The organism is Campylobacter sp. VBCF_04 NA7 (assembly GCF_027737405.1).
Classification (GTDB): domain Bacteria; phylum Campylobacterota; class Campylobacteria; order Campylobacterales; family Campylobacteraceae; genus Campylobacter_B.
In genome coordinates this window covers 1-23,969 of sequence record NZ_JAOVTT010000009.1, presented here as the reverse complement: position 1 = coordinate 23,969, position 23,969 = coordinate 1, and the positions used below count along the sequence as shown (strand labels likewise).

Genomic DNA, 23,969 nt, shown 5'->3' with positions numbered 1-23,969 from the left:
TTTTATAAATTTTCGACCTCTATCAATGACGCGTCAGCCTTGCGTAGCGAGAGCTCGTATCCTCTCACGCCTAGCTCCAAAGGATCGCCTAAGGGGGCAGCTTTTTTTAGCTTTATCTCAATGCCTTTTGTAATCCCCATATCCATAATCCTGCGCCTAAGTGCGCCGTCTCCGTGGATTTTGACCACCTTGACACTTGCGCCGATTTTTACCTCGTTTAGCCTTTGCATAAATTCTCCATAAATTTCATTATTTAAAGAAATTTTTGATTTTGCTTAAAATTCCCTCGTCATTTTCGCCAAAGCTAGCTTGCAACTCGCGCAAAAGCTCGGTTTGTTTGTCGTTTAGTTTCTTTGGGGTTTGGACGCTGATTTGCACAATCAAATCGCCTTTTTGCTTCGTTCTGATATTTGGCGCACCTTCACCATGGATTACAAATCTATCTTTGTCTTTGCTTCCTACTTTTAATTTTAACTCGGTCTTGCCCTCAGGGGTTGGCACTTCGATACTCTCGCCCAAAATCGCTTGGGTGAAAAACACAGGCACTTCGATATACAAATCATCGCCGTCGCGCTCGAAATGGCTATCAGCGCGCACTCTAATTAGCACATAAACATCGCCGACCTCGCCCGTTTTAGAGACATTTCCCTTACCAGCTAGACGAATTCTTTGTCCATCATCAATTCCTGCTGGTATGTCAAATTTGACGCTGATTTCCTCCTCGATATATGCCTTGCCACCACAATCTTTGCATTTTTCTTTTATGCTCTCTCCGCTTCCACCACACGCCGAGCATGTCTGAATAAAGCTCATATATCCACGCCTTGCCATAATTCGTCCAGAACCACCACAAGTTTGGCAGGTGTGTTTTTTCTTGTCTTTTGAGCCTGTTGCGTCGCAGGTAGGGCATGGTTTTTTGATTTTGTATTTGACATCTTTATGCACACCGCGCAGAGCTTCTTTAAATTCCAAAGTAACGGCTAATTCTGTATCTATGCCATACGGATCGACACTTCGTTTGGCTCTGCTACCGCCTCCGCCAAAGGCTTGCTCGAAAAAGTCGCTAAACATCGAACCAAACCCAAAGGCATCTCCTGCGCTACCGCCACCGCCAAATCCGCCAGATAAGCCCTCTTTGCCGTATCTATCATACATTTTGCGTTTTTCTTCATCGCCTAGGACTTGGTAAGCTTCGTTTATTTTCTTAAACTGCTCTTCGCTCTCTTTGTTGCCTTGGTTGCGGTCTGGGTGGTGCTGCAAGGCTAGTTTGCGAAATGCTTTTTTTATCGTTTCAGCGTCCGCGTCGCGCGCCACGCCTAAAATATCATAATAATCTTCTTCCATTATCTCTCCTAAACTAAAAAGGCTCAATTTTATCTAAATTTGCTAAAATGCAAGTTAAGATTTAACTATTTTACAATATAATGCAAAATTTCAAAATTTTTATAAAGGACGCGTCATGGTAAATGTGCTTATGATCGAAGACGATAGCGAATTTGCTACTTTGCTAAGTGAATATTTGGCTAAATTTAATATCAATGTTACAAATTTCGAAGACCCATATATCGGACTAAGTGCCGGAATCAAAAACTATGATTTGCTAATTTTGGATTTAACTCTTCCTGGCATGGACGGACTGGAAGTATGCAAAGAAATCCGCGAAAAATACGATATTCCAATCATCATTAGCTCGGCCAAATCTGATGTCAGCGACAAGGTCGTGGGTCTGCAAATCGGTGCAGATGATTATCTACCTAAACCTTACGATCCAAAGGAAATGCACGCACGCATTATGAGCCTAATTCGCCGTTACAAAAAAACAATCGAAAAAGAAGAAACCGTCGCTGATAGTGTATTTCGCATAGATGAAAAACGCCATGAAATTTACTTTGGCGAAGAGGCACTCGTGCTAACTCCGGCTGAATATGAAATTTTAGAATATCTCATCAAACAACACAGCTTTTCAGTTTCTCGCGAGCAGTTAGTATATCACTGCAAGAGCCTAAAAGACAAAGACTCAAAGAGCCTTGATGTCATTATCGGTCGCCTTCGCACCAAAATCGGAGACAACTCAAAATCACCAAAACATATTTTTTCAGTTCGCGGAATCGGATATAAGCTCATCGGATGAAGCACTCTTTAATCACGAAAATTACGATATTTTTCGTAACTGCGATAATTTTGGTTTGCGTGCTGTTTATCACATTTGGGCGAATTCAAATGAACAAAGCCCTAGGTAGCATGCAAGCAAACCAAATCAACGCCGTAAATTACCTGCTAGAATCCTACAAACGAAACAACCCGCCACAAGATATCGAAAGCTATTTTTCAAATTTTGGCTTGGAGCTTGTCAAGGATAAAAATTTAGTCCAAAATGTCCTTATTTCGGGCAAAAAATACTTCGCGCAAGAAACTGCCATAGGCGAGATTAGCTCGATCGAGTATAACAACACTCTGTTTTTAAATATCAAAAACAACTCAATGGTCGTGGTTTTTGAGAGCATTGGCACCAAAAATTTAAACGATCCGCTCTGGGTGGGATTTTTGATTACTATTGTGGTTTTGTTTTCGCTGTATCTCTCGATTTTACGCAGTTTTGCGCCACTGAAAAAGCTTAGCAAAAACATAAAACAATTCTCACTTGGAAATTTGGAGATTGATTTAAAACAAATTCGCAGAGAGGACGAAATCGGCCAAGTAGCGCATGAATTTAACAACGCGATTATTAAAATTCAAGAGCTTATCCGCTCTCGACAGCTGTTTTTACGCACTATAATGCACGAGCTAAAAACTCCGATTGGCAAAGGCAGACTAATCACCGAAATGCTCGATGACGAGACGCAAAAGACGCGTCTTGTGGCTGTTTTTGAGCGGCTTGAAATTTTGATTAATGAATTTGCAAAAATCGAGCAACTACTATCGAAAAGCTACACGCTAAATTACCAAAAATACCATTTCAGCCTGATTTTAGAGCAGGTTCGCGATATGTCAATGCTAGATAAATGGGATAGCTTGGTTGCCGAAAATATCGAAGATGACGCCATTATCAATGTCGATTTTGGGCTTTTTGCCTTGGCGATTAAAAATTTAATCGACAATGGCCTAAAATATTCCAGCGATCACCATGTCAGCGTGATTTGCGACGAGAATAAAATCAGCGTAGCCAACCACGGAGCCGCGCTTGAAAAATCCTTCGAGCACTATAAACAAGCCTTTATTCGCAACAAAAACGAAAAGGCCACTGGCATGGGGCTTGGGCTGTATATCATAGATAAAATTTGCGAACTTCACAAATTTAGCTTTACTTATAATTATTCAGATAATACACATTATTTTTCTATAATTTTCAACAATCCAGGCAGTAAAAAATGAGTGCAAATGATAAATTTGAAGAGCTAGTTGCTAGCTTCGAAAAGCTCCCGGGCGTGGGCAAAAAGTCGGCTTTGCGTTTTGCGTATTATGTCGGCGTGCAAAATTCAACCCTCGGGCTAAATTTAGCTCACAATATCGAAGAAGCTGTGCGGGGGCTAAAAAAATGCGAAATTTGCGGTGCGATTTGTGAGGACGAGATTTGCGAATACTGCGCCGATGAGGAGCGAGAGAGCGAGAAAATCGCCATTGTAGAGAGTCCGAAAGATATTTTTATCTTTGAGAGTAATAAAATTTTTAACGGCAAATATTTTGTCTTAGAAGACGCTAGCGAAGAAATCATCGACAAACTTCGCGCCATGATAATCCAAAATGGCGCAAATGAGCTGATTTTTGCGCTAACGCCTAGTATAAATTCAGACGGGATTATGCTCTATGTCGAGGATAAACTCTCTGATTTAAATTTGCGTTTTAGCAAGCTTGCCCAAGGCGTGCCAACTGGCGTAAGCTTGGATAATATAGATATGCTTTCGCTTATGAAGGCAATCAACGGGCGCACAAATATATAAATTTAAAAGGAAAAAATAGTGAAAAAAGTTCATTTCATAGGCATTGGCGGTATCGGAATCAGCGCGCTAGCTAGATTTTTGCAGGAGCGAAATTACACGATTTCAGGCTCTGATATTTCAGAAAGCCCTACTACGATAAAACTACGCGAAAGCGGTATGGATATCAACACCCCACACAGCGCAGAGGCGATAAAAGATCAAGAGGTCGTGGTGTATTCAGCCGCTATCAAAGAGGATAATGTCGAGCTAGTCGAAGCCAAAAGGCGCGGTATCAAATGCCTATCACGCAAAGAAGCCTTGCCTTATGTGCTAAAAGACAAGCATGTATTTGCCGTGGCTGGGGCGCACGGCAAAAGCACCACGAGCGCGATTGCCTCATCGCTGATAAATGGCTCGGTTATCATCGGCGCGATTAGCAAGCAGTTTGGCTCAAATATGAAATACGAAAACAGCGAAAATATCATTTTTGAAGCCGACGAGAGCGATTCTAGCTTTCTTAACTCCAACCCTTATGTCGCCGTGGTAACCAACGCAGAACCTGAGCACATGGATCATTACGATAATGATTTAGACAAATTTCACGCCGCATATCGTGGATTTTTAGAAAGGGCTAAAATTCGCGTAATAAACGCCGAGGACGAATTTTTAGGCTCGTTAAATTTAAGCGCGATTAAACTCTACCCTTCGCGCGATATCACGGATTTAAAAATGGTTTTGCGTGATAATCAACCCTATCTTAGCTTCAATCTCAAAGAGCTTGGCAGATTCGAGGTTTTTGGGATTGGCGAGCATATCGCGATCGACGCATCGCTAGCGATTTTAGCCGCTGCGTGCGAAACGGGGCTAGAAAACATACGCCAAAATTTATTAAACTACAAAGGCATTAAAAAGCGTTTTGACATACTCTGCGCCAATCCAAATTTCGTCCTAATCGACGACTATGGTCATCACCCCACAGAGATCGCCGCTACGCTAAAAAGCGCGAAAGAATACGCCGCCTTGCTAGGCATTAGCAAGATTACGGCGATTTTCCAGCCACACAGATACAGCAGGTTAAAGGCAAATTTAGCCGGGTTTAAAGAGTGCTTTGGAGAAGGCGTAGATTTGGTGATTTTGCCTGTGTATGCAGCCGGCGAGAACCCAAACGGCGTGGATTTAAAAGAGGAGTTTAAAGCTCTTAATCCGCTTTTTGCCGAGAGAGTATTTAGAAATGGCGAAAAGATCGAATTCAGCGATATTTTTGGCGTGCGCCATATCATCAATGACGGCCTAGTAATCGGCTTTGGCGCAGGTGATATCACATATCAGTTGCGTGGCGAATTTTAAGGAAAAGTTGTGCGATTTTTAATTTTTATTTTTGCTTTTTTATTCATAGTGGCGATTTTTTTCGTGGATAATAAAATTTTAAATACAAAATTTAAAATTTTGCTTACTGCGATTATTTTATGCGTGGGAGGTAGCGTCTATTTTTACGAAAATTTTAGCGCAAATTTTGCTAAAAATTCCCAGCAAATCGTAAATGCCTTTAACGCTGGAAAAAGCGTGAAATGCCGTGGCGAGAGCGTGGAGAGCGCGCATTTTACCTACTCGTTTTCGCTAAATTCCTTCATCGCCAAAAAAGACGCCCCACACCCATACAACGGCAAAATTTACGAGATTAAAGAGTGTGAATTATGAACATAGACGAGCTGTTTAAAAAACTCGATTTAAGCGAGTATTTGGCGAAATTTAACTCATATTTGGCGCGCGAAAAACCGCTATTTTTGCACGGCGATAGCAAGATAAATTTCGAAAAAATAAATGAATTCGCTAAATTTGACCTAAGCCCATGCGAAAGCGTAGCCAACCTCGATGACGCGCTAATGCGCCTTGGCAAACACGCCGTGCTTCACATAAGCGAAATTTACGAATTTAGCAAGATTATCCGCTATTTTTTGTATCTAAAAAGGCAAAATTTCGAAGGAAAACTGCGCGCGTATCTCGATAAAATCGAAATTCCAGATAGCATAAAAGCCATAAAAGACTATTTTGACGAAAACGGCGCCTTCAAAGACAGCGTCGATGAGCGTTTCATCGCGCTAAATGAGGCATACAAAATCAAGCGCGAAGAGATTAATCAAACCCTAAAAAAGCTAATCTACACAAAATCCATTTCGCCCTACCTAGCCGACACGCAGATTCACTATATCAACGACAGCGAGACGCTTTTGGTGCGAGGCGGATTTAACCACGCGCTAAAAGGCGCAGTTTTGGGGCGCTCAGCAAACGGATATTTTTATGTCGCACCTGATGCTGTAACCGCGCTCAAATCGGCTCAAAGTGCGATTTTGGATAAAAAAGAAGAAATCATTTTCGAGCATTGTAAAATAATTAGTTCAAATTTCACCAAAAATTTACCGTTTTTGAAATTTATAAACTCATCTTTCGATGAGATTGACGGACTTATCGCAAGAGCGCAGATGATGAGGGCAAATGACTACGAAATCGTGCTAGCTGATAGCTCAAAAGATATAGTAATTAGCGAATTTGCACACCCTGCGCTAAAAAATCCTAAAAAAATCAGCGTGGAATTTATGGGCAAAATTTTGCTGATTACTGGCGTAAATGCCGGCGGAAAATCAATGCTTTTAAAAAGCATAATGAGTGCGTGCCTGCTAGGCAAATACCTGCTTCCTATGCGAATTTGCGCCCCAAAAAGCAAGATTGGCTCGTTTAAGGAATTTGAGCTAATCATGGAAGATCCGCAAAATGCCAAAAACGATATCTCCACATTTGCTGGGCGTATGGTCGCATTTAGCAAGCTTTTTGGGCGCAAGGATATGATTGTAGGCGTCGATGAAATCGAGCTTGGAACTGATTTCGAAGAGGCTGCGAGCCTGTATAGCGCGATGATAGAGCGTCTCATGCAAAACGATATCAAAATGGTCATCACCACCCACCACAAACGCCTCGCAATGCTTTTGGCAAAAGACGCCAATGTCGAGCTAATCGCCGCGCTGTATGATGAGAAAAACAGCGTCCCAAAATACGAATTTTTAAAGGGAATTATCGGCAAATCATACGCTTTTGAGACGGCACTACGATATGGCATAGCGCAAAATTTAGTCGCAGCCGCACGCCAAAATTACGGCGAAAATAAAGAGAATTTAAACGAAGCAATCTCAAAAGCGATAAATTTAGAGCTAGAATTAAAGCAAAAACTAATCACCACCGAGCAAAAAGAGCGCAAACTAGACGCCCTAACCGCCACACTAAAAGAGCAAAAAGAAAACGCGCAAAACGAGCTAGCTGCCACGATTTCTAGGCTAGAAAACGAGTATTACCACGCTATAAACGAGGCCAAACGCACGGTTAGGCTAAATGATACCAAAGAAAAGCAACGCAGTATAAACCACGCAAACGAGCTAGTTAAGGCGATTTCTAAACCGGAATTTAGTGCCAGCGAGCCTGTGGATTTCAAGGTCGGCGATCGCGTAAAATACGGCAAAATCAAGGGCGAAATCGTAAGCCTAAATAAAACTATAGCAATGATTGAAAGCGACGGAATAAGGCTTCGTGTGCCACGCGATATGCTAAAACTAAGCGGAAATCAGCCAGCCCCAGCGCCAAATAAAATCAGCATAAAGGTCGAAAAACCGCGCGAAGCCTCGCTCGTGCTAGATTTGCACGGACTGCGCGCCGATGAGGCGATAACGCGCCTTGATAAATTCATCAGCCAAAGCCTTGTAATGGGCTTTGACGAGGTTATCGTAAAGCATGGAATCGGCACTGGCAAACTAGCCTACGCCGTAAAAGAGTTTCTCAAATCACACCCAAGCGTGAAAGATTTCCGCGACGGAGCCCCGAACGAAGGGGGTTTTGGAAGCAAGGTCGTCAAACTCTAAAATTTGCGTGAAATTTCAAAATTTAGTGTGAAATTTTTGCTTTTATGATATTTGGTATCAGTTAAATTTAATCTACAATCCACTATAATAATATCAAATATCAAAATATAAAAGGTTAGCGATGAAAAATTTCACACCAAATAACGAAATTTTCGGCTTTGCTGGAAACAAAGATTTCGTGCCAGATATTTTTAAAGAATTTTGCAAAGAGCAAGTTTGCCAAATTTTTTTGACGCTGTATAACGCAAATCTTGGTAGCGCTTATCAAATCCCGCATAAATTTAGCCGTAATTGCACCAAAATTCGCCAAATTTTTGATAAATTTATCAAATTTTCACTCGCCAAAAACAGCCTAAATTTCAAAAAAACAACCAAATTTTGCCTTACTTCAAATTTAATCATTTACTCATTTTTACAGGGCAAAAAGGCTCCACTTTGCGCGAGCTTGCCAAAACTCAAAGTCGCCAAAATCATCGCCCTGCTTCAAAACAACGGCGAATTTGGCATTAATTTCGATGCTTCAAGCGGATTTAAAAATTTCGTGTTTGACAAAATTTCATACAAAAACAAAAACTGCCAAATCTCGCTAAATGGCGAGGTTATCGTCATACAAAAGGGCGAATTTCGCCTTGGAATTTTGCCCTTTTTTAGGCAGGTTGGCGACGCAAACGGCGCAGGTATTCAAAGCGACATCGCCCTTGCAATCTCGCAAAATTCGCACCTAAATCTAGACACGCTATATCTAGTCTATCCTAGAAGTGAGCATTTTCGCCGTCATATCGAGGTCAAATCCCACTCTTTCGCGCCGGATTTCACTCTCAAACTCGTCCCTTACAGCATAAATAATAAAATTTTTTTGAAAGGATAAAACATGGTAGGAATTATTTTTGGTAGCTCTATGGGCAACACAGAGGACGCCGCAAAGGCGATTTCAGCGCAACTTGGCATAGAAAATGAGGTCGTAAATGTCGCCGATATCGCCCCTAGCGAGCTTGGCAAATACAGCTCGCTCATCGTAGGAAGCTCGACTTGGAACGACGGCGAGTTGCAGGACGATTGGGCGAGCTTCGATTTTAGCGCTCTTGAAGTTACAGGCAAAACTGTGGCGATCTTTGGCATGGGCGATAGTGCTAGCTACTCGGACGCCTACTGCAACGCAATGGCGGAATTATACGAACAATTCACATCAAAAGGCGCAAAAATCGTAGGCGCGGTGAGCACTGAGGGGTATGAGTTTGACGCTAGCAACGCCGTAAAAGATGGCAAATTCGTAGGACTTGCATTAGATAACGACAACCAAAGCGATTTGACGGATTCTAGAATTAGCGCGTGGGTGGAGCAAATAAAGCCAAATTTGGCGTAAATTTATCTAGTTTGGGGGATACTGTGCCGCGAAATTTTAAAATTTTGTGCGCCTTTTTAAGATACTGCGCCGCGAAATTTAGTGGCGCAATTTTAACCAAAGTGGCGAAATCTCGCCACTTCTAAACCTAAATTTTAAAATTTATTTTGTGTAAAATCCCAAAATTTCGCAAATGTAAATTCTATGAAAATCCTTGTTAGAGTACCACATTTCAGGCTCTTGCGAGCTTATGAAATCCTCTTCTTTAAAATACGAAGTATAGAGTTTTTTGCATTTTAGTATCAAATTTGCCTCTTTAAAACCGATTAAATCCCGCTCTAACAAAACCGAATTTAGCCCGCAATTTGCGGCCTTGTCCTCGTCTTTTCCACTGATTTTGCCACAATATGCCAGAGCCTTTTTATGTCCAGGCTCAAAAAACGAAAGGCTCATAAGCTCGCCTTTTTCGCTAAATTTGAAGGTGTGGCGTTGCGGGCGGATGTAGATGTGCGCTACTGGCTTTTCCCAAAGATAGCCAAATCCACCCCATGAGGCGGTCATTGTGTTGTAGTGTGGGTATTTTTCGCTAGTGCCGCTGCTAACTAGCATCCACTCTTTTCCTACGCTTGAAAACGGCTTTAAAACGCTATCTAAGGCTTTTATATCTGGCTCGTTAAATTTAAAACTCATAAAATTTCCTTTTTTTAAAATTCGCCGAATTTTACCTGTTTTTTGTTTAAATTTGCAAATTTCACGCAGTATTATCATTGCAAGGAGCAAAGCAACGAAGTCAATCTACGAGTTTAAAATTTCAAAGGGTAAATTTACAGAAATAAAAAAGGGATTTGGCAAATTCGCCAAATCCCTGTGTGAAGTATCAAACGGGCTAAATTTTAGCCGTTGCGTTTTTTGATAATTTCTTCGCTTACATTTTTTGGAACTTCATCGTAGTGGTCAAATTCCATTGAGTAAGTAGCTCTTCCTTGTGTTTGGCTTCTAAGGTCAGTTGAGTAACCAAACATCTCTGAAAGTGGGCAGAAAGCGTCGATGATTTTGTTTCCACCGCGTTCGCCCATGTTATTTACTTGGCCGCGGCGTTTGTTTAGATCGCCGATTACATCGCCCATATACTCTTCTGGGGTTTCTACTTCGACTTTCATCATAGGCTCTAAGATAACTGCACCAGCTTTGCGTGCGCCCTCTTTAAAGCCCATTGAAGCAGCTAGTTTAAACGCCATTTCAGAGCTATCGACTTCGTGGTAGCTTCCGTCATATACGGTAACTTTGACATCTTCTACTGGATATCCTGCTAAAACACCGCTTTGCATAGCTTCTTGGCAGCCTTTATCGACAGCAGGGATATATTCTTTTGGAATCGCACCACCTTTGATGTCATTGACAAACTCATATCCGCTACCTGGCTCTAATGGCTCTAAGCGCAAATATACATGGCCGTATTGACCGCGACCGCCTGATTGTTTAGCGTATTTGTATTCTTGCTCGACAGATTTGCGGATAGTCTCGCGATAAGCGACTTGTGGTTGGCCAACCTCTGCATCGACTTTGAATTCGCGTAGCATACGATCGACAATGATTTCAAGGTGAAGCTCACCCATACCGCTAATGATTGTTTGACCGCTCTCTTCGTCAGTTGCTACGCGGAAGCTTGGATCTTCTTGTGCAAGTTTTTGAAGTGCGATACCCATTTTTTCTTGGTCTGCTTTTGTTTTTGGCTCAACTGCGACGCTGATAACTGGATCTGGGAATTCCATACGCTCTAAGATAACTTTGTCTTTTTCGCTAGCTAGTGTATCACCAGTAAGTGTATCTTTTAGGCCTACAATCGCGCCGATTTCGCCAGCGTAAAGCTCTTTGACTTCTTCGCGTTTGTTTGAGTGCATACGCAAAAGTCGTCCAATACGCTCTTTTTTGTTTTTGCCAGAGTTGATTACATAGCTTCCGCTCTCTAACATACCGCGGTAAATTCTAACGAAAGTTAGCTGGCCGACAAATGGGTCAGTCATAATCTTAAATCCAAGACCTGCGAATTCGCCGTCATCAGTAGATAGAACTTCTGCTTCGCTTCCGTCTTCATAAACGCCTTTGATAGCTGGAACTTCGTTTGGAGCTGGTAGATAGGCTACGACAGCGTCAAGTAGTGGTTGAACGCCTTTGTTTTTGAAAGCTGTTCCGCACATCATAGGGAAAAATGCTAGGCTTAGGCAGCCTTTTTTGATACCAGCTTTAATCTCTGCCTCGCTTAGCTCTTCGCCTGCGAAATATTTTTCCATTAAAGCTTCATCAGTCTCAGCAACCGCTTCAATCATTTTGTCGCGATATTCTTGTGCTTTTTCTTTTAATTCAGCTGGAATTTCGCCTACTTCTGGTGCGCTTGGGCCTTTTGCATCGTCCCAAGTAAGGGCTTTCATAGTGATTAAATCAACTACGCCTTTGAAGTTGTCTTCTGCGCCGATTGGAATTTGAATCGGAACTGGTGTAGCTTTTAATCTATCGCGGACTTGTTGCTCGACATTGAAGAAATTTGCGCCTACACGGTCCATTTTATTTACGAAAATAATTCTTGGGACTTGGTATTTGTTTGCTTGTCTCCAAACAGTCTCGCTTTGTGGTTGCACGCCACCGACTGAACAAAATACAGAAACAGCGCCGTCTAGAACACGCATTGAGCGCTCAACTTCGATAGTAAAATCAACGTGGCCTGGGGTGTCGATTAGGTTGATTTGGTGATCGTTCCAAAAGCAAGTAGTCGCAGCAGAAGTAATAGTAATACCTCTTTCTCTCTCTTGCTCCATCCAGTCCATAGTAGCAGCACCCTCATGCACTTCGCCGATTTTGTGGCTCATACCTGTGAAAAATAGAATTCTTTCGCTTGTTGTTGTTTTACCGGCGTCGATATGAGCGGCAATTCCGATATTTCTAACACGATTAAGTGGAGTTTTTCTTGCCATAGTTTTCTCCTACCAGCGATAGTGAGCAAATGCTTTATTAGCTTCTGCCATTTTGTAAGTGTCTTCTTTTTTCTTAAATGAAGAACCTTTTGAATTCGCTGCATCAAGTAGCTCATAAGCTAAACGCTCAATCATAGTTCTTTCGCTTCTTTTTCTAGCAAAAGTGATGATCCAGCGGATTGCCAAAGCTTGTTGGCGAGCTGGGCGAACTTCGATTGGAACTTGATAAGTTGCACCACCCACACGGCGAGATTTAACTTCCATAAGTGGTTTTACATTTTCGATAGCGTCGTTGAAAACATCGATACCTTTGGCTTCGCCGCCTTTTTTGTCGATTAAATCAAGCGCACCATACATAATCTCAGTCGCAACGCTTTTTTTGCCGTCATACATAAGTGAATTAATAAATTTAGTGATTACTTTGTTGCCATAAATTGGGTCAGGCATAACTTCCCTTACGGGAGCTTTTCTTCTTCTCATTTTATTATTCCTTCAAATTTGAAAATTTTACTCAAATTTAACCAAAACCAAGGGTTAAATCTGTCTTAGCTAAACTATTTTTTAGGGCGTTTAGCACCGTATTTAGATCTAGAAACTGTTCTTTTTGCGACACCTGCGGTATCAAGCGCACCACGAACAATGTGATATTTAACACCCGGTAAGTCTTTTACACGACCGCCGCGAACTAGAACAATGCTGTGTTCTTGTAGGTTATGACCTTCACCGCCGATATAGCTGATGACTTCAAAACCGCTTGTTAGCCTTACTTTGGCAACTTTTCTCAAAGCTGAGTTTGGTTTTTTAGGAGTTGTTGTATAAACTCTGGTGCAAACTCCGCGTCTTTGAGGACACTCTTTTAGCGCAGGTGATTTTGACTTTACAGTCACTTTTTTGCGCTCTTTTCTGACCAATTGATTTATGGTTGGCACAGTAAATTCCTTTCATCAAAAAATTTATTAAATAAAAAAGAGATTGATTTTACAAAAAAATTACTTAAATGTGGTTGAAAATAAGGTAGAATTTATAAATAAAGGTTGCAAAATATTGCAACCTTAATAATACGGATTAATAACAAAACTCCAATTTTCCACGATTGATTAGCATTGCAGCGTCAGCTTTTATACTATCTCTGCCGAAGTTGTCTATGATATGCTCCATAGTCTCTTTTGAACAATAAATTTCTAAATATTTCTTTGCTCTTGTAATAGCAGTATAAAAAATATTATGGGTTATTAAATTTTTTGCTTCATCTGGTATAACAATTTTTACTTTATCATATTCCAAGCCTTGTGATTTATGGATAGATATAGCATAAGCCAGTGCAAACGGCATATCGCCACCACCGTCTTTATCTACTTTTGTCTTCTTTGGTTCATAAAATCTTATCACGGAAGTTTTTTCTTTAATTTCCAATAATTTTAGTTTATCTTTTTCGTCCCATTGATTATATTCTATTTTTGCCTTTGACAATATCTTTCCGACTTGTTTATTTTCAAAAATTTTATTAACTTCTATATCAAAGCATATTTTATTTGACAATTCTGAAATTTTTACTATTTTTCCTTTTAGATTGTTGTGCAAAATATCTTCGTTTTCTTCATTTTTAAGAAAACGATTTCCACTGACAAATACAACAGGGTCTCCTTCTTTAAATTCCAAGACACCTATTTTGCAAGATTTACCTTGATTTTTTACTTGCAAAAACATATTCATATTATTTATCCCATCAAGCCCGTCGTAATTTAGACAAAGTAAAATTTCATCTAATTCATCTTGTTTTTCAAAAATTTTATCTCTGCTTTTATCTAAATCAAAAAAATATTTACTATATTTTCCGCTTCCATTTAAACTAGCTTTTAAAATATCTCTTTTGGGTTGTTTTGTTTTAGCTTGTTCTGTTTTGGCTTCTCTAACATCTTTATAAAAATCCAATAATTCTTCACTTCCTATTTCTACCCTAAAAGTTTTGGTTAATTCAAACTGACAAACAGAATTTTTTTGGCTAAATTTATCTTTCCTAATCTTATCCTTTTTTAATATAGGTAAGAAAATTTTTACCATATCAAACCAAGAGCCGTATTGTATAGCGTCTATTTGATAATCATCTCCGACCAAAACAAGTTTTTTAAATGCATTTTTATTTAAAAATTCAAGCATATCATAATTGCTAACCATACTGCACTCATCGATAAATATAATGTCAAAATATTCTGGTATGTATCTATATCTATATTTATATAAAAATGATTTTAATGTTCTAGCGTTATTTTTTGCCTTTGGTATTCTATCTCTTAAATTTTGAACTGCCGAAGCCGTATGTGCTAGAAAAATTTGTTTTTCATCGCTATGTAAATTTGAAATATGTTTCATAAGCTCACTTTTGCCAGTTCCGGCAGAGCCATAAATAAAGACGACTTTTGACTTGTCAAATAAATATTTTATAATTTCTTGTTTTTCATCACTACATTTTTTATTACCATTTTCATCTTTTTCATCTAATTCTTCTTTATGAAGTTTTAGCCATTTAGTTGCTTTTTGTGTGTAATCAGAAATACCACCTTGCTTTACTTTTTCTTGAAGTTTTGTAATAATTTCAACTATTTCATCTTCTTTTGATACAATAAAATAGCTTCCGTTATAATGGTCTATTTTTTCAAAAAGCTCTTTTTTATTAAATTTTTCTTCAAGATATTTTAAATTCCATTTCGTAAAATTTTGCACATCTTTTTCATCCAAAAAATCTTGCAAACATTTTTCGTTTGTATATAATTTACCAAATTTTTCAGTATTTTCTAACAAACGATTATATAAAAATTCATCTTCTCTGCCTCCTGAAATTAAACATTGAAGCAAATCTATAAGCCTAGTTTCGCTTCCTTGTCCAGCTGGATTCATACAAAATGGGGCTAGTCTAAAAGGAAGACTGTCAGAATTAAAATAAACAAGATTAAAATAATCGAATTTTATTTCATGAAATATGTTATCAAATATGGTCATTTTTTTTATCTTTTCCCCCCGATCGTCTCGTTGATTTTTTAGAACCTTATTCTTCATCGTATAAAGCAAATACGATAACATAATTTTTTCTCCTGTTTTTAGTTTTGCTTTTTCTTTTTCTTCTTCGTAGTAATATGTCATTCTGTTAATTTTCTCTCGACATTTTTCCAATATTGGTTTTATAAAATTTAGATCATCTATTTTACGACTTTTACCCACATTTCCATATTCAATTATATTTGCAAATTCATTATATTTTGTATCGCTAAATTTGATAATATCAAATAAACTTACCCCATATTCAGTCATATAATTATTAATTCTATTTTTTTCTTTTTTATCTATTTTTAGTCCTAAACCAAATAATCTAATAAAATTATTAAATTCACAAGTTCTGATAGCAACCTTATGCCAAACAACTACAAAAATCGGCATAGATTTTCCATTTACTTCAACGCTATCAGCTCTTAGTGCGATATTTAAGGCATAATTATCATTAATCCTATCTTTACTAAAAGCTATGAAACGATTAAATTTGCTAGCACCGTCTGTTGCTTTAACAAGAGAAATTTCATAAATTATTTTATTGTTGTTTAAAACGATAGCCTTTTGTTTAGTGAGATAATATTGCCGTCCTGTTTTAATCTTGCTTGGAATTTGCAGTTTTTCAAAAACACTTTCGTAATACTTTTGCAAATTTTTATTTATTTTTGGCTTTAAAATTTCTATGTTATTAAGTATATTTATATCGCATTTATCTTTGAGTAAATTTTTAAATTCTATTAACTGAGGATAAATTTTAGCGATATATGATTTAATATCATTGCTTTTATTTTCATTTGCATCGCCCTTGCTTTCATCTTTTTCGCCATATGCATTTGCTTCTATTGCAGCTGCGTCTGTATCTTCTTCGTCAAATTTTTTATCATATTTATAACTACCAAGATAATACATATAAAGTGTCTTTAAAAATCTAAAATCTTTTTGCAATTTTTCAGGCAAAGCTTCATAAAAATCTATGTTAAATTTTTTGCCTGTTATATGTTTCAAACAAGCTCTAAAAAGCTCTTGCATTTTTTTTAAAAAATCCTCTTGCGACGATGAATTTTCATCTATTAATTTTTCAATCTCCGCATTAATTATTTCTAAATTTTCCATATTTTATCCTTTATCAAAAACCATTTTCGGTTTGAATTTTTTTATAATTTTGCATAGCAGAATTTGGCGAAACATTAGCGTAGCAATACGCACAGCCAAACGGACAGCTATTGTAAAATCCTATATCTTTTGACATTATACAGCCACACTCCGTCCTTTGCCCTTTGTCTTTTAAATCTTTTTCATTTATCTTTTCAAAAATATCGCCGAATAAATTTTGGCTATATTTAAAGCCCAAAAAATTTGCCAGTTTTTCAAATTTCCCACCTGTTTTTTCATATTTTTTGGCAAGAATTTGCAAAATCAACTCGTCATCTACACATTTGTTATGCGAAATCTCAAATTCGCTAAAATCTATCTTTTCAGAGCAAGTCGCAAGTTTAAAATTCCATTTTTGAGAATTCATTTGAGCTAATTTCATAGCAAACTCACTCATCTGCTCTTCGTTCCACTCGCTGAATTTTATATTTTCATTTTGCAAATTTCGACGGGTTTTTTCATACAAATCCAAAAAGCTAAAAACTAATTTTTCCGTATAACCTACAAGCTCATTTGCTATATTTTCTATGCGTAAAAGCAAGGTTTTTATATCTAATGCACCGCCTAAAACAAGCGGGTCAAATCGCCAAATAACTCTATCTTTGCCTATCAAATTTGAAAGCTCCTTAAAAGCTTTTATTCTTGTGTCCAAAATCGGAACATTTTTTTCTATTTTTTCGGCGTCGTAATCATTTAAAGTATATTGAAAATAAAAATTTGGAATTTTGGTTTCTATAAAATTTAAATATTTAAAAATATTTTTTGGAAATTTGCTCCAAAACACTGCCATTTGGACTTCTTGTAATGAAATATAATGAATTTTGCCGTTAAATGGATTTTTCCACTCGCAATAACCTTTTTCAAGGGACTTTACAAACCAATCAGCGTAAAACGCAGGTAAATCAGTAGCCCTAGAAGCAGAAATAATAATCGGAGATAAAGCATTTATCGCTTCGCCGTTTATTATGATTTTTTTATTTTCCCAACTCATTTCTATTCTTTTGATGAATATTCAAAACCATATCCGTAAATTTTATTGCCTGAAATTTTAAATTTTTCAAAATTACTTGTAATAAATTTACTTATAAAGTCATCTAACCGTTTATTTCTATCTTTTCGCTTATAATCTTTAATATCCGGGCTAACACAAATAAATAAATTTCGCCCACTAATCGCATTTTTAATCGTTTGAGTAATTTTTTCTATATTAAAAACACTGTCGTCTAAGTCTATAACATTTGAAAAAATATGCACCGTTAAATCGGCAATTTCGCTAAATTCTAAATTTTCTTTTGTAATATTTGTAAATTCTTTCTGAATAAATTCAAATTTGGTATTTGGTGAAATCTGTTTTAAATTTATTTCACACCTATCGCGAGCTTTTTTCGAAGCTTCTATAAGTTTAGCAGAAATGGATAAATTTTTATCTTGTAAAAAATCTATCAAACACCCAGTCCCGATACCCTGCCCGCAACCATAATCAATCACATTTATGCTTTTACAATTATCAAAAGTATCTTTCCACCCTTTTTTAAGAGCGAAATCGAGTTTTTGCTTATGCATCTTGCCATAATCCCGCATATAGGCTTCTAATTGTGTATCATTTTCTAAAATATTCTCTCCGCGATTTGTGCAGTAGGTAGCCAAATCTCCTGGGATATTCTTCTCGTGCCATTTTATAATGTCTTTAAAACTTTTACAATCTTTTATAGCTTTTTTATATGTCATTAGATTCCTTTTATTTGACTATTCACAAATTTAAAAAGGCTTAATACAGCCTTAAATCAAAACTCAACGCTTTTTATGTTTAGTTTTGAAGTTTATCAAATTTGAATTATAAATTCAATAATTTTTTTAGTCTTTAATAATCGCAAATTTTCCGCCACCAGTGGCTAAAAATTTTTGATTTTGGTGGGCAAGGACGCCCACCCTACTTGTCTTAAAGCTACTTTTGTTGCTTTAAGTTATGACTACATCTATTTTAAAATTTCTAAAAATTCACTCTCGTCAATCATCTCTTTTTCTATAAGAGTTTTTGCGATTTTATCGATTTTATCCCAGTTTTCTTCGATTAATGCTTCGCATTTTTTGCTAAGTTCTGCCATAAGTTCTAAAACTTCTTTTTCGGCTAACTCCGCTATATAGCCAGTTTTGCTTTGGTTGGCTAAATTTAACGAGCCAAATTTGCCCATGCCGAGATTTTTAGTAGCCCAAAATAACAAATTTGTTGCTCTTTCTAAATCGTTTGAAGCCCCGCTATTTATGCCCTTTTCGCCACTGATTTTTTTCTCGGCAGTTCTACCAGCTAGACAAATCAAAACTTCGTTTTTTATGTCCTCAAAGCTTTTACTAGTTTGCATTTCATCTTGGTTATAGGAAACAAATCCAAGTGCCTTGCCCCTTGGCATAACCGTAATCTGCTCGATTTTAATCTCAGGACGCAATAAGTGCGAAATCACAGCATGCCCAGCTTCGTGATATGCTGTGGCACTAAGCTCATCTTGGATACTTTTACTAGATATTTTTTCGCCATATTTCACGGTATTTATCTGCTCTAAAAGAATTTCTTGCGAAATTCCGTCAAGACCTCGTTTTATGACCTCATACGAAGCTTCTCGTTTGACTTTGGAAAGATCGGCACCACTCATAAACGAACTAAATTTGATAAGTTTTTCTCTATCGATTTTACCAGCTGTTGGGAGCTCTAAAATTTTATCGATAAAATAACCCCTAGCTTCTGGGTCTAGCATTCCAACCTCAACCTTTAAATCAATGCGACCGCTTCTAGTAATGGCTGGATCTAGTTTTTCTGGCAAATTTGTCGCAGCTATGATAAAAATGTCAGCCCCGTCTGAAAATCCATTGATTTCAGTTAAGAGTTGATTTATCTGCACATCAAATCTCGTTCCATCTTCTCTACTACCGAAAACATCGATTTCATCGATAAATATGATAGAAGGTGCATACTCTCTTGCTCTTTTAAAGACATTTTGCATGGTTTCGATATCTAAAATTTCAGTTCCAGTCGTCTGGATAAAAGGCAAATCAGCCTCATGTGCAAACGCCTTTGCAAGCATTGTTTTACCAGTCCCAGGAGGTCCATACAAAAGCATTCCGCGCGGAGCGTGAATTCCATATTTTTTGAGCTCTTCTTTGTTTAATAAAAGCCTTGTAATCTCTTTTAGTCTAGCCTTAACCTTATTGTGTCCTGCAATATCCTCAAAACAAGTATCTGGCAAATCGACTAAAATCGAACCAACTCCCCCTCCAAAATCGCTTGATTTGGGTAGTTTTTTGAGCTCGGCATTTTTATAGGTTAAATTTAAAATTCCGTCTTTTACATCAATGCTATGCTTTAAATCAACTGTTTGATTTTTTCTAAAACAATCATTTATAAACTTATCAATCGTTGTATTTTCTAGAATTTTATCAATCGATTTGATAAGCTCTTGCTCGACACTAATACAAATTTCTTTGATATCAAGATCTAATCTATCTATCAAACGATCTTGCAAAAGCTTAAACATTTTTTGCGAAAATTTAGATTTTAGCCCTCTTGCATCAAATGACGGAAGCATATTTAAGATTAAAATTTTAATTAGCTCTTTTTTTGCTGTTTCATTAAATTTAATCTTTACAAAATTTTCTTCAAAATTTGCAATCTTATCATCCAAGATAAGTTTTGCGATTTTTTCATAAGCTTCGTAATTTAGCTTATTAAAAAGCACAATCTCGCCCTGAGAGATACGAGATAAAAACTCAGGTTTGAATAAATTTTCCCCTCTATAATTGTGTTCGGAAGATAATTTTTCTAAAATCATATCCTCGGCGTTTTTAGCATTTTCATCCAAAAGTTTCAAGAAACTTTCGTTTCGATAAAGCTCACTTCCGACATTTGAGGTAAATACAAAAATACACTCCCTAAAATCGATCTCTTCATCGCTAAATTGATCTCTCGTAAAACCACTTCCAAGAATATCTAAAAATATATCTTGGACATTTATATAGGCTTTTTCAATTTCATCAAATAAGATTATAGACCTTGGATTTTCTTTTACAAATTTAGTTAGTTCGCCCTCGGCTGCTCTATTCCACACAGGCGTTGAACCGACTAGTTTAAAGCTAGCATCGTCTTCATGTTTATAATGCGCCATGCTAAACTCTTTAAATCTATATCCGTCAAAAAAATCCTTTAAAGTCTTCGCAAGCTCGGTTTTACCAGTAGCCGGTGGTCCTAGAAAAAAGAAAATTCCTCTTATAGAATTAGCATTTTTCGAGCTTACCCCAGCTATCTTGCTCATAACCGCATCAATTGCCATATCTTGCGAAAAAATTCTATCTTTTAGCTTGACTTTTGTATCCTTGATTTTAGCCAAAAGGCTCTTTGTATTAGACTTCAAGGTTCCTATGTCGGTTTTTTCTATATAGAAATTATTTTCTAAAAAAAGCCTTCTTATAGCTATTATTTCTTGGGTAAAATTTACTTCGCCACTATATTTAGCTTCCAGAATTTTATTTCTATTAATTTCTATTTCGAATTCTTTTGGCTCGTAACCCTGACTTTTAAGAAGCTTTAAAAATTTTCCATTTTTTATGTAAAAATGATTTAAAGCTTCAAAAAAGGTAGTTTTACTAATTTCCTTATTTTGTTTTAAAATTGCAATGGCTTTCGCCACTAAAAAAATATCCTTTATTGTCATAAATTTTTCTCATTAAATGGAAGATTCATCTTCCTCTGTTGTAGGGAAAGCAAAATTATATTCATCTCCTCTATCTATTTTAAACGAGTTATCAAAATTTTCAGGCACTGGTTCGCCTGTTTCTAACATATATAGAATTTTGTTAACATCGGCAACCGAATCCATAACAAAGTCTAAGACACTTTTAAAAAGGTTAAATGTAAGTGGATTATCTTCCAAAATAATCATCGCTCTATAATTAAGGTCCCCAGCTCTATTAATCTCCCATGCACCACAAGCATAGTGGGAGTTCAATTCGAAAAGTTCTTGTATTATGAAATTAAAATATTTTGCATTTTTATCTATTTTGATAGGTTCCATACCCACTAACAGTGGCTTCAATCTAAAATTAACAATCGTACCATCATTATATGTCTGAATATTGTGACCGATTGTCTTAACTGGCGATGATTCCACAAAATTAGTAAGAATTAATTGATCAGGATCAGGATCGCCATTGCTAATTTCCATCAAACCACGACCCATTGCGTTGAAGTAATAATTTCTGATTTCATTTAATGTAGTTGCCATAACTTACTCCTAAATAATAAAATTTTTTACAATTTTCATTGAAATTTACGAATTATACAGATATATATATAGATATATGCTTAAAAATTTTTAAGAAGTAGATTTGTTATAGTATTTTGGCTTTGCATATAGCTAATTTTTTTGGAATTTTAAGGTTTATCGGCTTCGTAAGACAATAGAATTTTCATTACTAGCATTTTTTACCTTTTTATTTTGTCCGTGCAAAATTCCAAGCTCATAGCAACTTTTACCGTCGCCTTTTTCGCAAGAAGTTTCTAAATTTGAAACTTCGTCTGCAAACATTATTGCAAATATTAAACTAAATAATACAAATTTTTTCATTTTTATCCTTTGTTATGTTATAAACTCGGCATTGTATCAAAAAAAACGCAATTACAAACCATTGTGAATTTTACTTATACGCATTTTCTCTTGTTGTGATTTCAATAACTTCGATTGTCAGTATATCATCGTGTTTTTCGCCGATTACTCGGTAATGAATTCCTACATACCATTTCCAGCGATTTTCGTATCCTTCCATTTTGCCACAGTTTTTCAACGCAAATGGATTTTCTATTTTTTCAAGCTCTTCCAAAAATATCACAATTCGCTCTGCACTTTTTTTATCACCAATTTTAATTTTTGTAAGTTGTTTGTCTGCTTTTTTTACAAGTCTGATTTTATACATTTTATTCACCAAACATTTCGGCTCTAACTTCTGCTCTTAATGCTTCTTGCTCCGATATTGGCATTTTTTGAATTTCGGCTCTTATTTCTTTGATACTCGGGGCTTCATCTAGCGAATAGCCATCTCGTTTTTCTTTTAAAACTTTAAACGGCAAACCGCCTACTTTTAAAGCTTGTTTTAAAAATATTCTAAGAGCCGTTGTAGTATCAAGTCCCAAATCAGCAAACAACTCATCTGCTTGTTTTTTTAATTTTTCATCTACTCTTAATTGTATTAAACTTGTAGCCATTTTAAATCCTTTTGTATGAAATTTGATTGATTTTGTATTATATCATATTTTTAATTCATACAAATAAGAAATGTCAAAATAAATTATAAATTCAGTCTTTAATAATCGCAAAGCGTCCGCCACCGGTGGCTAAAAGACAAAGCGAAATTCCGATATAAAGATATAAAATTTCGGTTACAAAAACCGCCACATTGGATTACATGCCCATTGCATAGCTCCTTACAATAACAAAATATGAGAAATTTTAAAATTCAAATTTCAAGCTATGGGCTAAATTTAAAATTTAACCCATAGCGTAAATTTGGAAATTTGAAAATTTTGCAGAATTTATGAATTCTAAATTTCCTACTCGCTCACAGCTTTTTTGATTTTTTTGACTTCGTCTGCTGTATCTTTTGCTTTTTTGGCTTTTTTGGCTGTATCTGTATTTTTGGCTTTATCTTTTAAATCCACAATCTCTTTTTTGACTTTTTTATCGGCTTTTTTTGTGGCTTTTTCTTTTTCTTTTTTCACGGTAGATTTTAGATCGCTAGTATCTGTCTTGCCGGTGAGAGTTAGGTCGTCCTTGATAGCCTCGAAGCGCTTCTCGCCGATACCTTTAATGTTTTTAATCTCGTCGATTGAGTTGAATTTATTGCTTTTTCTGTATTCGATGATAGCCTCTGCTTTGGCTTCGCCAATGCCAGGAAGTGCCATTAACTCGTCTTTTGTAGCGGTGTTTAGGTTAATCCCAGCGAAAGCTAGGCTTGCAAAGATTGCGGTTGTTGATAGGATTTTAAAGATTTTCATTTTTTCTCCTTTAATTGATTTGAGAAATAATTCTAAATTTAAGCCACTTAAAATTTAATAATTTTTTTAAATTTTGATAAGAATAATTTAAAAATTTAGCGATAAAGTTAAATTCGCAAAGTGAAATTTTAAATTTAAAGATAAAATTTATAGAATCTGGAATTTTAAAATTTAAAAACTACAAGTAAAATTTTAAAAATTTCATTGTAATTGATTTAAAATTTGATTGATATAAAATTTTAATTGATTTAAAAAAGCATAAAGAATAAAAACAAAGTCCGCAACGACCTACTTTCCCGACATCCGAGTAACGGAGAGTATCATCAGCCATGATGAGCTTAGCTTCTTGGTTCGGTATGGAGCAAGGCGTTTCCTCATCTGTATAGTCACGGACAGTGTTAAAAAAGGAAACTTTGTAAGTTTGCTTTTTTAACACTGCAAAAGTCATCAAGCCTAATAAAATCTTTTACCATATTGTCAAAGGATTTCTAATACCTTTAACAAGGAAGTAATGCTTAAAAAGATAAGCAAACGAGCTATTAGTACCGGTCAGCTAAATGACTTTCATCACTTACACATCCGGCCTATCAAACAGATAGTCTTTCT

The 23,969-nt window shown here is 36.6% G+C and carries 23 protein-coding genes and 2 rRNA genes; 8 read left to right on the top strand and 17 right to left on the bottom strand.

Annotation, left to right across the window (positions count from 1 at the left end):
- Window positions 1-2: 2 nt before the first annotated feature.
- Window positions 3-230, bottom strand: coding sequence for a FeoA family protein (locus OFO00_RS07410; protein WP_270859198.1), 228 nt, complete (start codon window positions 228-230; stop codon window positions 3-5).
- Between the two features lie 19 nt (window positions 231-249).
- Complete coding sequence (gene dnaJ, locus OFO00_RS07405; protein WP_270865500.1) at window positions 250-1,344, bottom strand: molecular chaperone DnaJ; 1,095 nt, start codon at window positions 1,342-1,344, stop codon at window positions 250-252.
- Between the two features lie 115 nt (window positions 1,345-1,459).
- Between dnaJ and OFO00_RS07400 the strand changes: the two genes are divergently transcribed.
- The 8 genes from OFO00_RS07400 (at window position 1,460) to fldA (ending at window position 9,185) form a co-directional block, all read left to right on the top strand.
- Window positions 1,460-2,131, top strand: coding sequence for a response regulator transcription factor (locus tag OFO00_RS07400; RefSeq protein ID WP_270865499.1), 672 nt, complete (start codon window positions 1,460-1,462; stop codon window positions 2,129-2,131).
- Window positions 2,128-3,372 carry an ArsS family sensor histidine kinase gene (locus tag OFO00_RS07395; RefSeq protein ID WP_270859201.1) on the top strand — a complete coding sequence of 415 codons (1,245 nt, stop codon included), beginning with the start codon at window positions 2,128-2,130 and terminating at the stop codon, window positions 3,370-3,372. Before OFO00_RS07400 ends, OFO00_RS07395 begins: the two co-directional genes overlap by 4 nt.
- Window positions 3,369-3,938, top strand: coding sequence for a recombination mediator RecR (gene recR / locus OFO00_RS07390; RefSeq protein ID WP_270865498.1), 570 nt, complete (start codon window positions 3,369-3,371; stop codon window positions 3,936-3,938). The genes OFO00_RS07395 and recR overlap by 4 nt, the downstream gene beginning before the upstream one ends.
- 18 nt (window positions 3,939-3,956) lie before the next feature.
- Window positions 3,957-5,264 carry a UDP-N-acetylmuramate--L-alanine ligase gene (gene murC, locus OFO00_RS07385; RefSeq protein ID WP_270865497.1) on the top strand — a complete coding sequence of 436 codons (1,308 nt, stop codon included), beginning with the start codon at window positions 3,957-3,959 and terminating at the stop codon, window positions 5,262-5,264.
- A gap of 9 nt (window positions 5,265-5,273) precedes the next feature.
- Window positions 5,274-5,615 carry a hypothetical protein gene (locus tag OFO00_RS07380; RefSeq protein ID WP_270865496.1) on the top strand — a complete coding sequence of 114 codons (342 nt, stop codon included), beginning with the start codon at window positions 5,274-5,276 and terminating at the stop codon, window positions 5,613-5,615.
- Entirely contained in the window at window positions 5,612-7,822 is a 2,211-nt protein-coding gene (locus OFO00_RS07375; protein ID WP_270865495.1) for an endonuclease MutS2, read from the top strand. Before OFO00_RS07380 ends, OFO00_RS07375 begins: the two co-directional genes overlap by 4 nt.
- 121 nt (window positions 7,823-7,943) lie before the next feature.
- Window positions 7,944-8,690, top strand: coding sequence for a hypothetical protein (locus OFO00_RS07370; protein ID WP_270862330.1), 747 nt, complete (start codon window positions 7,944-7,946; stop codon window positions 8,688-8,690).
- Window positions 8,691-8,693: 3 nt separating this feature from the next.
- Window positions 8,694-9,185: a flavodoxin FldA gene (fldA, locus tag OFO00_RS07365; RefSeq protein WP_270862329.1), complete on the top strand. Its 492-nt coding sequence runs from the start codon at window positions 8,694-8,696 to the stop codon at window positions 9,183-9,185.
- A 141-nt stretch (window positions 9,186-9,326) separates the two neighbouring features.
- Here fldA and OFO00_RS07360 read toward each other — a convergent pair whose 3' ends face one another.
- From OFO00_RS07360 to OFO00_RS07290, 15 genes are all read right to left on the bottom strand, one after another.
- A complete protein-coding gene (locus tag OFO00_RS07360; protein WP_270862328.1) occupies window positions 9,327-9,854 on the bottom strand; it encodes a hypothetical protein in 528 nt (175 codons plus the stop codon).
- Between the two features lie 203 nt (window positions 9,855-10,057).
- Entirely contained in the window at window positions 10,058-12,133 is a 2,076-nt protein-coding gene (fusA, locus tag OFO00_RS07355) for an elongation factor G (protein ID WP_270862327.1), read from the bottom strand.
- Between the two features lie 9 nt (window positions 12,134-12,142).
- Window positions 12,143-12,613 (bottom strand): 30S ribosomal protein S7, encoded by a 471-nt coding sequence (gene rpsG / locus OFO00_RS07350; RefSeq protein ID WP_270859211.1) that lies wholly within the window; start codon window positions 12,611-12,613, stop codon window positions 12,143-12,145.
- Between the two features lie 74 nt (window positions 12,614-12,687).
- On the bottom strand, window positions 12,688-13,062 hold the full coding sequence (rpsL, locus tag OFO00_RS07345; RefSeq protein ID WP_270859212.1) for a 30S ribosomal protein S12: 375 nt from the start codon (window positions 13,060-13,062) through the stop codon (window positions 12,688-12,690).
- Between the two features lie 136 nt (window positions 13,063-13,198).
- Window positions 13,199-16,288, bottom strand: coding sequence for an ATP-dependent DNA helicase (locus OFO00_RS07340; RefSeq protein ID WP_270865494.1), 3,090 nt, complete (start codon window positions 16,286-16,288; stop codon window positions 13,199-13,201).
- Window positions 16,289-16,301: 13 nt separating this feature from the next.
- A complete protein-coding gene (locus OFO00_RS07335; RefSeq protein ID WP_270865493.1) occupies window positions 16,302-17,318 on the bottom strand; it encodes a DUF1848 domain-containing protein in 1,017 nt (338 codons plus the stop codon).
- Between the two features lie 2 nt (window positions 17,319-17,320).
- Complete coding sequence (locus OFO00_RS07330) at window positions 17,321-18,055, bottom strand: hypothetical protein (RefSeq protein WP_270865492.1); 735 nt, start codon at window positions 18,053-18,055, stop codon at window positions 17,321-17,323.
- Between the two features lie 248 nt (window positions 18,056-18,303).
- Window positions 18,304-20,703 carry an AAA family ATPase gene (locus tag OFO00_RS07325; RefSeq protein ID WP_270865491.1) on the bottom strand — a complete coding sequence of 800 codons (2,400 nt, stop codon included), beginning with the start codon at window positions 20,701-20,703 and terminating at the stop codon, window positions 18,304-18,306.
- Between the two features lie 336 nt (window positions 20,704-21,039).
- Window positions 21,040-21,597: a hypothetical protein gene (locus OFO00_RS07320; protein WP_270865490.1), complete on the bottom strand. Its 558-nt coding sequence runs from the start codon at window positions 21,595-21,597 to the stop codon at window positions 21,040-21,042.
- A 156-nt stretch (window positions 21,598-21,753) separates the two neighbouring features.
- On the bottom strand, window positions 21,754-21,939 hold the full coding sequence (locus OFO00_RS07315; RefSeq protein WP_270865489.1) for a hypothetical protein: 186 nt from the start codon (window positions 21,937-21,939) through the stop codon (window positions 21,754-21,756).
- A gap of 70 nt (window positions 21,940-22,009) precedes the next feature.
- On the bottom strand, window positions 22,010-22,285 hold the full coding sequence (locus tag OFO00_RS07310; protein ID WP_270863498.1) for a type II toxin-antitoxin system RelE family toxin: 276 nt from the start codon (window positions 22,283-22,285) through the stop codon (window positions 22,010-22,012).
- A gap of 1 nt (window position 22,286) precedes the next feature.
- Entirely contained in the window at window positions 22,287-22,574 is a 288-nt protein-coding gene (locus tag OFO00_RS07305; RefSeq protein WP_270865488.1) for a type II toxin-antitoxin system RelB/DinJ family antitoxin, read from the bottom strand.
- A gap of 345 nt (window positions 22,575-22,919) precedes the next feature.
- Entirely contained in the window at window positions 22,920-23,363 is a 444-nt protein-coding gene (locus OFO00_RS08055; RefSeq protein WP_442867914.1) for a ComEA family DNA-binding protein, read from the bottom strand.
- A 275-nt stretch (window positions 23,364-23,638) separates the two neighbouring features.
- Window positions 23,639-23,757: ribosomal RNA gene (gene rrf / locus OFO00_RS07295) — 5S ribosomal RNA — on the bottom strand.
- Window positions 23,758-23,882: 125 nt separating this feature from the next.
- Window positions 23,883-23,969: ribosomal RNA gene (locus tag OFO00_RS07290) — 23S ribosomal RNA — on the bottom strand; the annotation flags it as partial.

Coding starts and splice junctions, on each gene's coding strand:
- OFO00_RS08055 (WP_442867914.1), bottom strand. CDS start 23,363: ATGAAAATCTTTAAAATCCTATCAACAACCGCAATCTTTGCAAGCCTA.
- OFO00_RS07410 (WP_270859198.1), bottom strand. CDS start 230: ATGCAAAGGCTAAACGAGGTAAAAATCGGCGCAAGTGTCAAGGTGGTC.
- fldA (WP_270862329.1), top strand. CDS start 8,694: ATGGTAGGAATTATTTTTGGTAGCTCTATGGGCAACACAGAGGACGCC.
- rpsG (WP_270859211.1), bottom strand. CDS start 12,613: ATGAGAAGAAGAAAAGCTCCCGTAAGGGAAGTTATGCCTGACCCAATT.
- OFO00_RS07305 (WP_270865488.1), bottom strand. CDS start 22,574: ATGGCTACAAGTTTAATACAATTAAGAGTAGATGAAAAATTAAAAAAA.
- fusA (WP_270862327.1), bottom strand. CDS start 12,133: ATGGCAAGAAAAACTCCACTTAATCGTGTTAGAAATATCGGAATTGCC.
- OFO00_RS07315 (WP_270865489.1), bottom strand. CDS start 21,939: ATGAAAAAATTTGTATTATTTAGTTTAATATTTGCAATAATGTTTGCA.
- OFO00_RS07340 (WP_270865494.1), bottom strand. CDS start 16,288: ATGGAAAATTTAGAAATAATTAATGCGGAGATTGAAAAATTAATAGAT.
- OFO00_RS07395 (WP_270859201.1), top strand. CDS start 2,128: ATGAAGCACTCTTTAATCACGAAAATTACGATATTTTTCGTAACTGCG.
- OFO00_RS07335 (WP_270865493.1), bottom strand. CDS start 17,318: ATGAGTTGGGAAAATAAAAAAATCATAATAAACGGCGAAGCGATAAAT.
- OFO00_RS07330 (WP_270865492.1), bottom strand. CDS start 18,055: ATGACATATAAAAAAGCTATAAAAGATTGTAAAAGTTTTAAAGACATT.
- recR (WP_270865498.1), top strand. CDS start 3,369: ATGAGTGCAAATGATAAATTTGAAGAGCTAGTTGCTAGCTTCGAAAAG.
- OFO00_RS07310 (WP_270863498.1), bottom strand. CDS start 22,285: ATGTATAAAATCAGACTTGTAAAAAAAGCAGACAAACAACTTACAAAA.
- OFO00_RS07370 (WP_270862330.1), top strand. CDS start 7,944: ATGAAAAATTTCACACCAAATAACGAAATTTTCGGCTTTGCTGGAAAC.
- OFO00_RS07400 (WP_270865499.1), top strand. CDS start 1,460: ATGGTAAATGTGCTTATGATCGAAGACGATAGCGAATTTGCTACTTTG.
- dnaJ (WP_270865500.1), bottom strand. CDS start 1,344: ATGGAAGAAGATTATTATGATATTTTAGGCGTGGCGCGCGACGCGGAC.
- OFO00_RS07360 (WP_270862328.1), bottom strand. CDS start 9,854: ATGAGTTTTAAATTTAACGAGCCAGATATAAAAGCCTTAGATAGCGTT.
- OFO00_RS07375 (WP_270865495.1), top strand. CDS start 5,612: ATGAACATAGACGAGCTGTTTAAAAAACTCGATTTAAGCGAGTATTTG.
- OFO00_RS07320 (WP_270865490.1), bottom strand. CDS start 21,597: ATGGCAACTACATTAAATGAAATCAGAAATTATTACTTCAACGCAATG.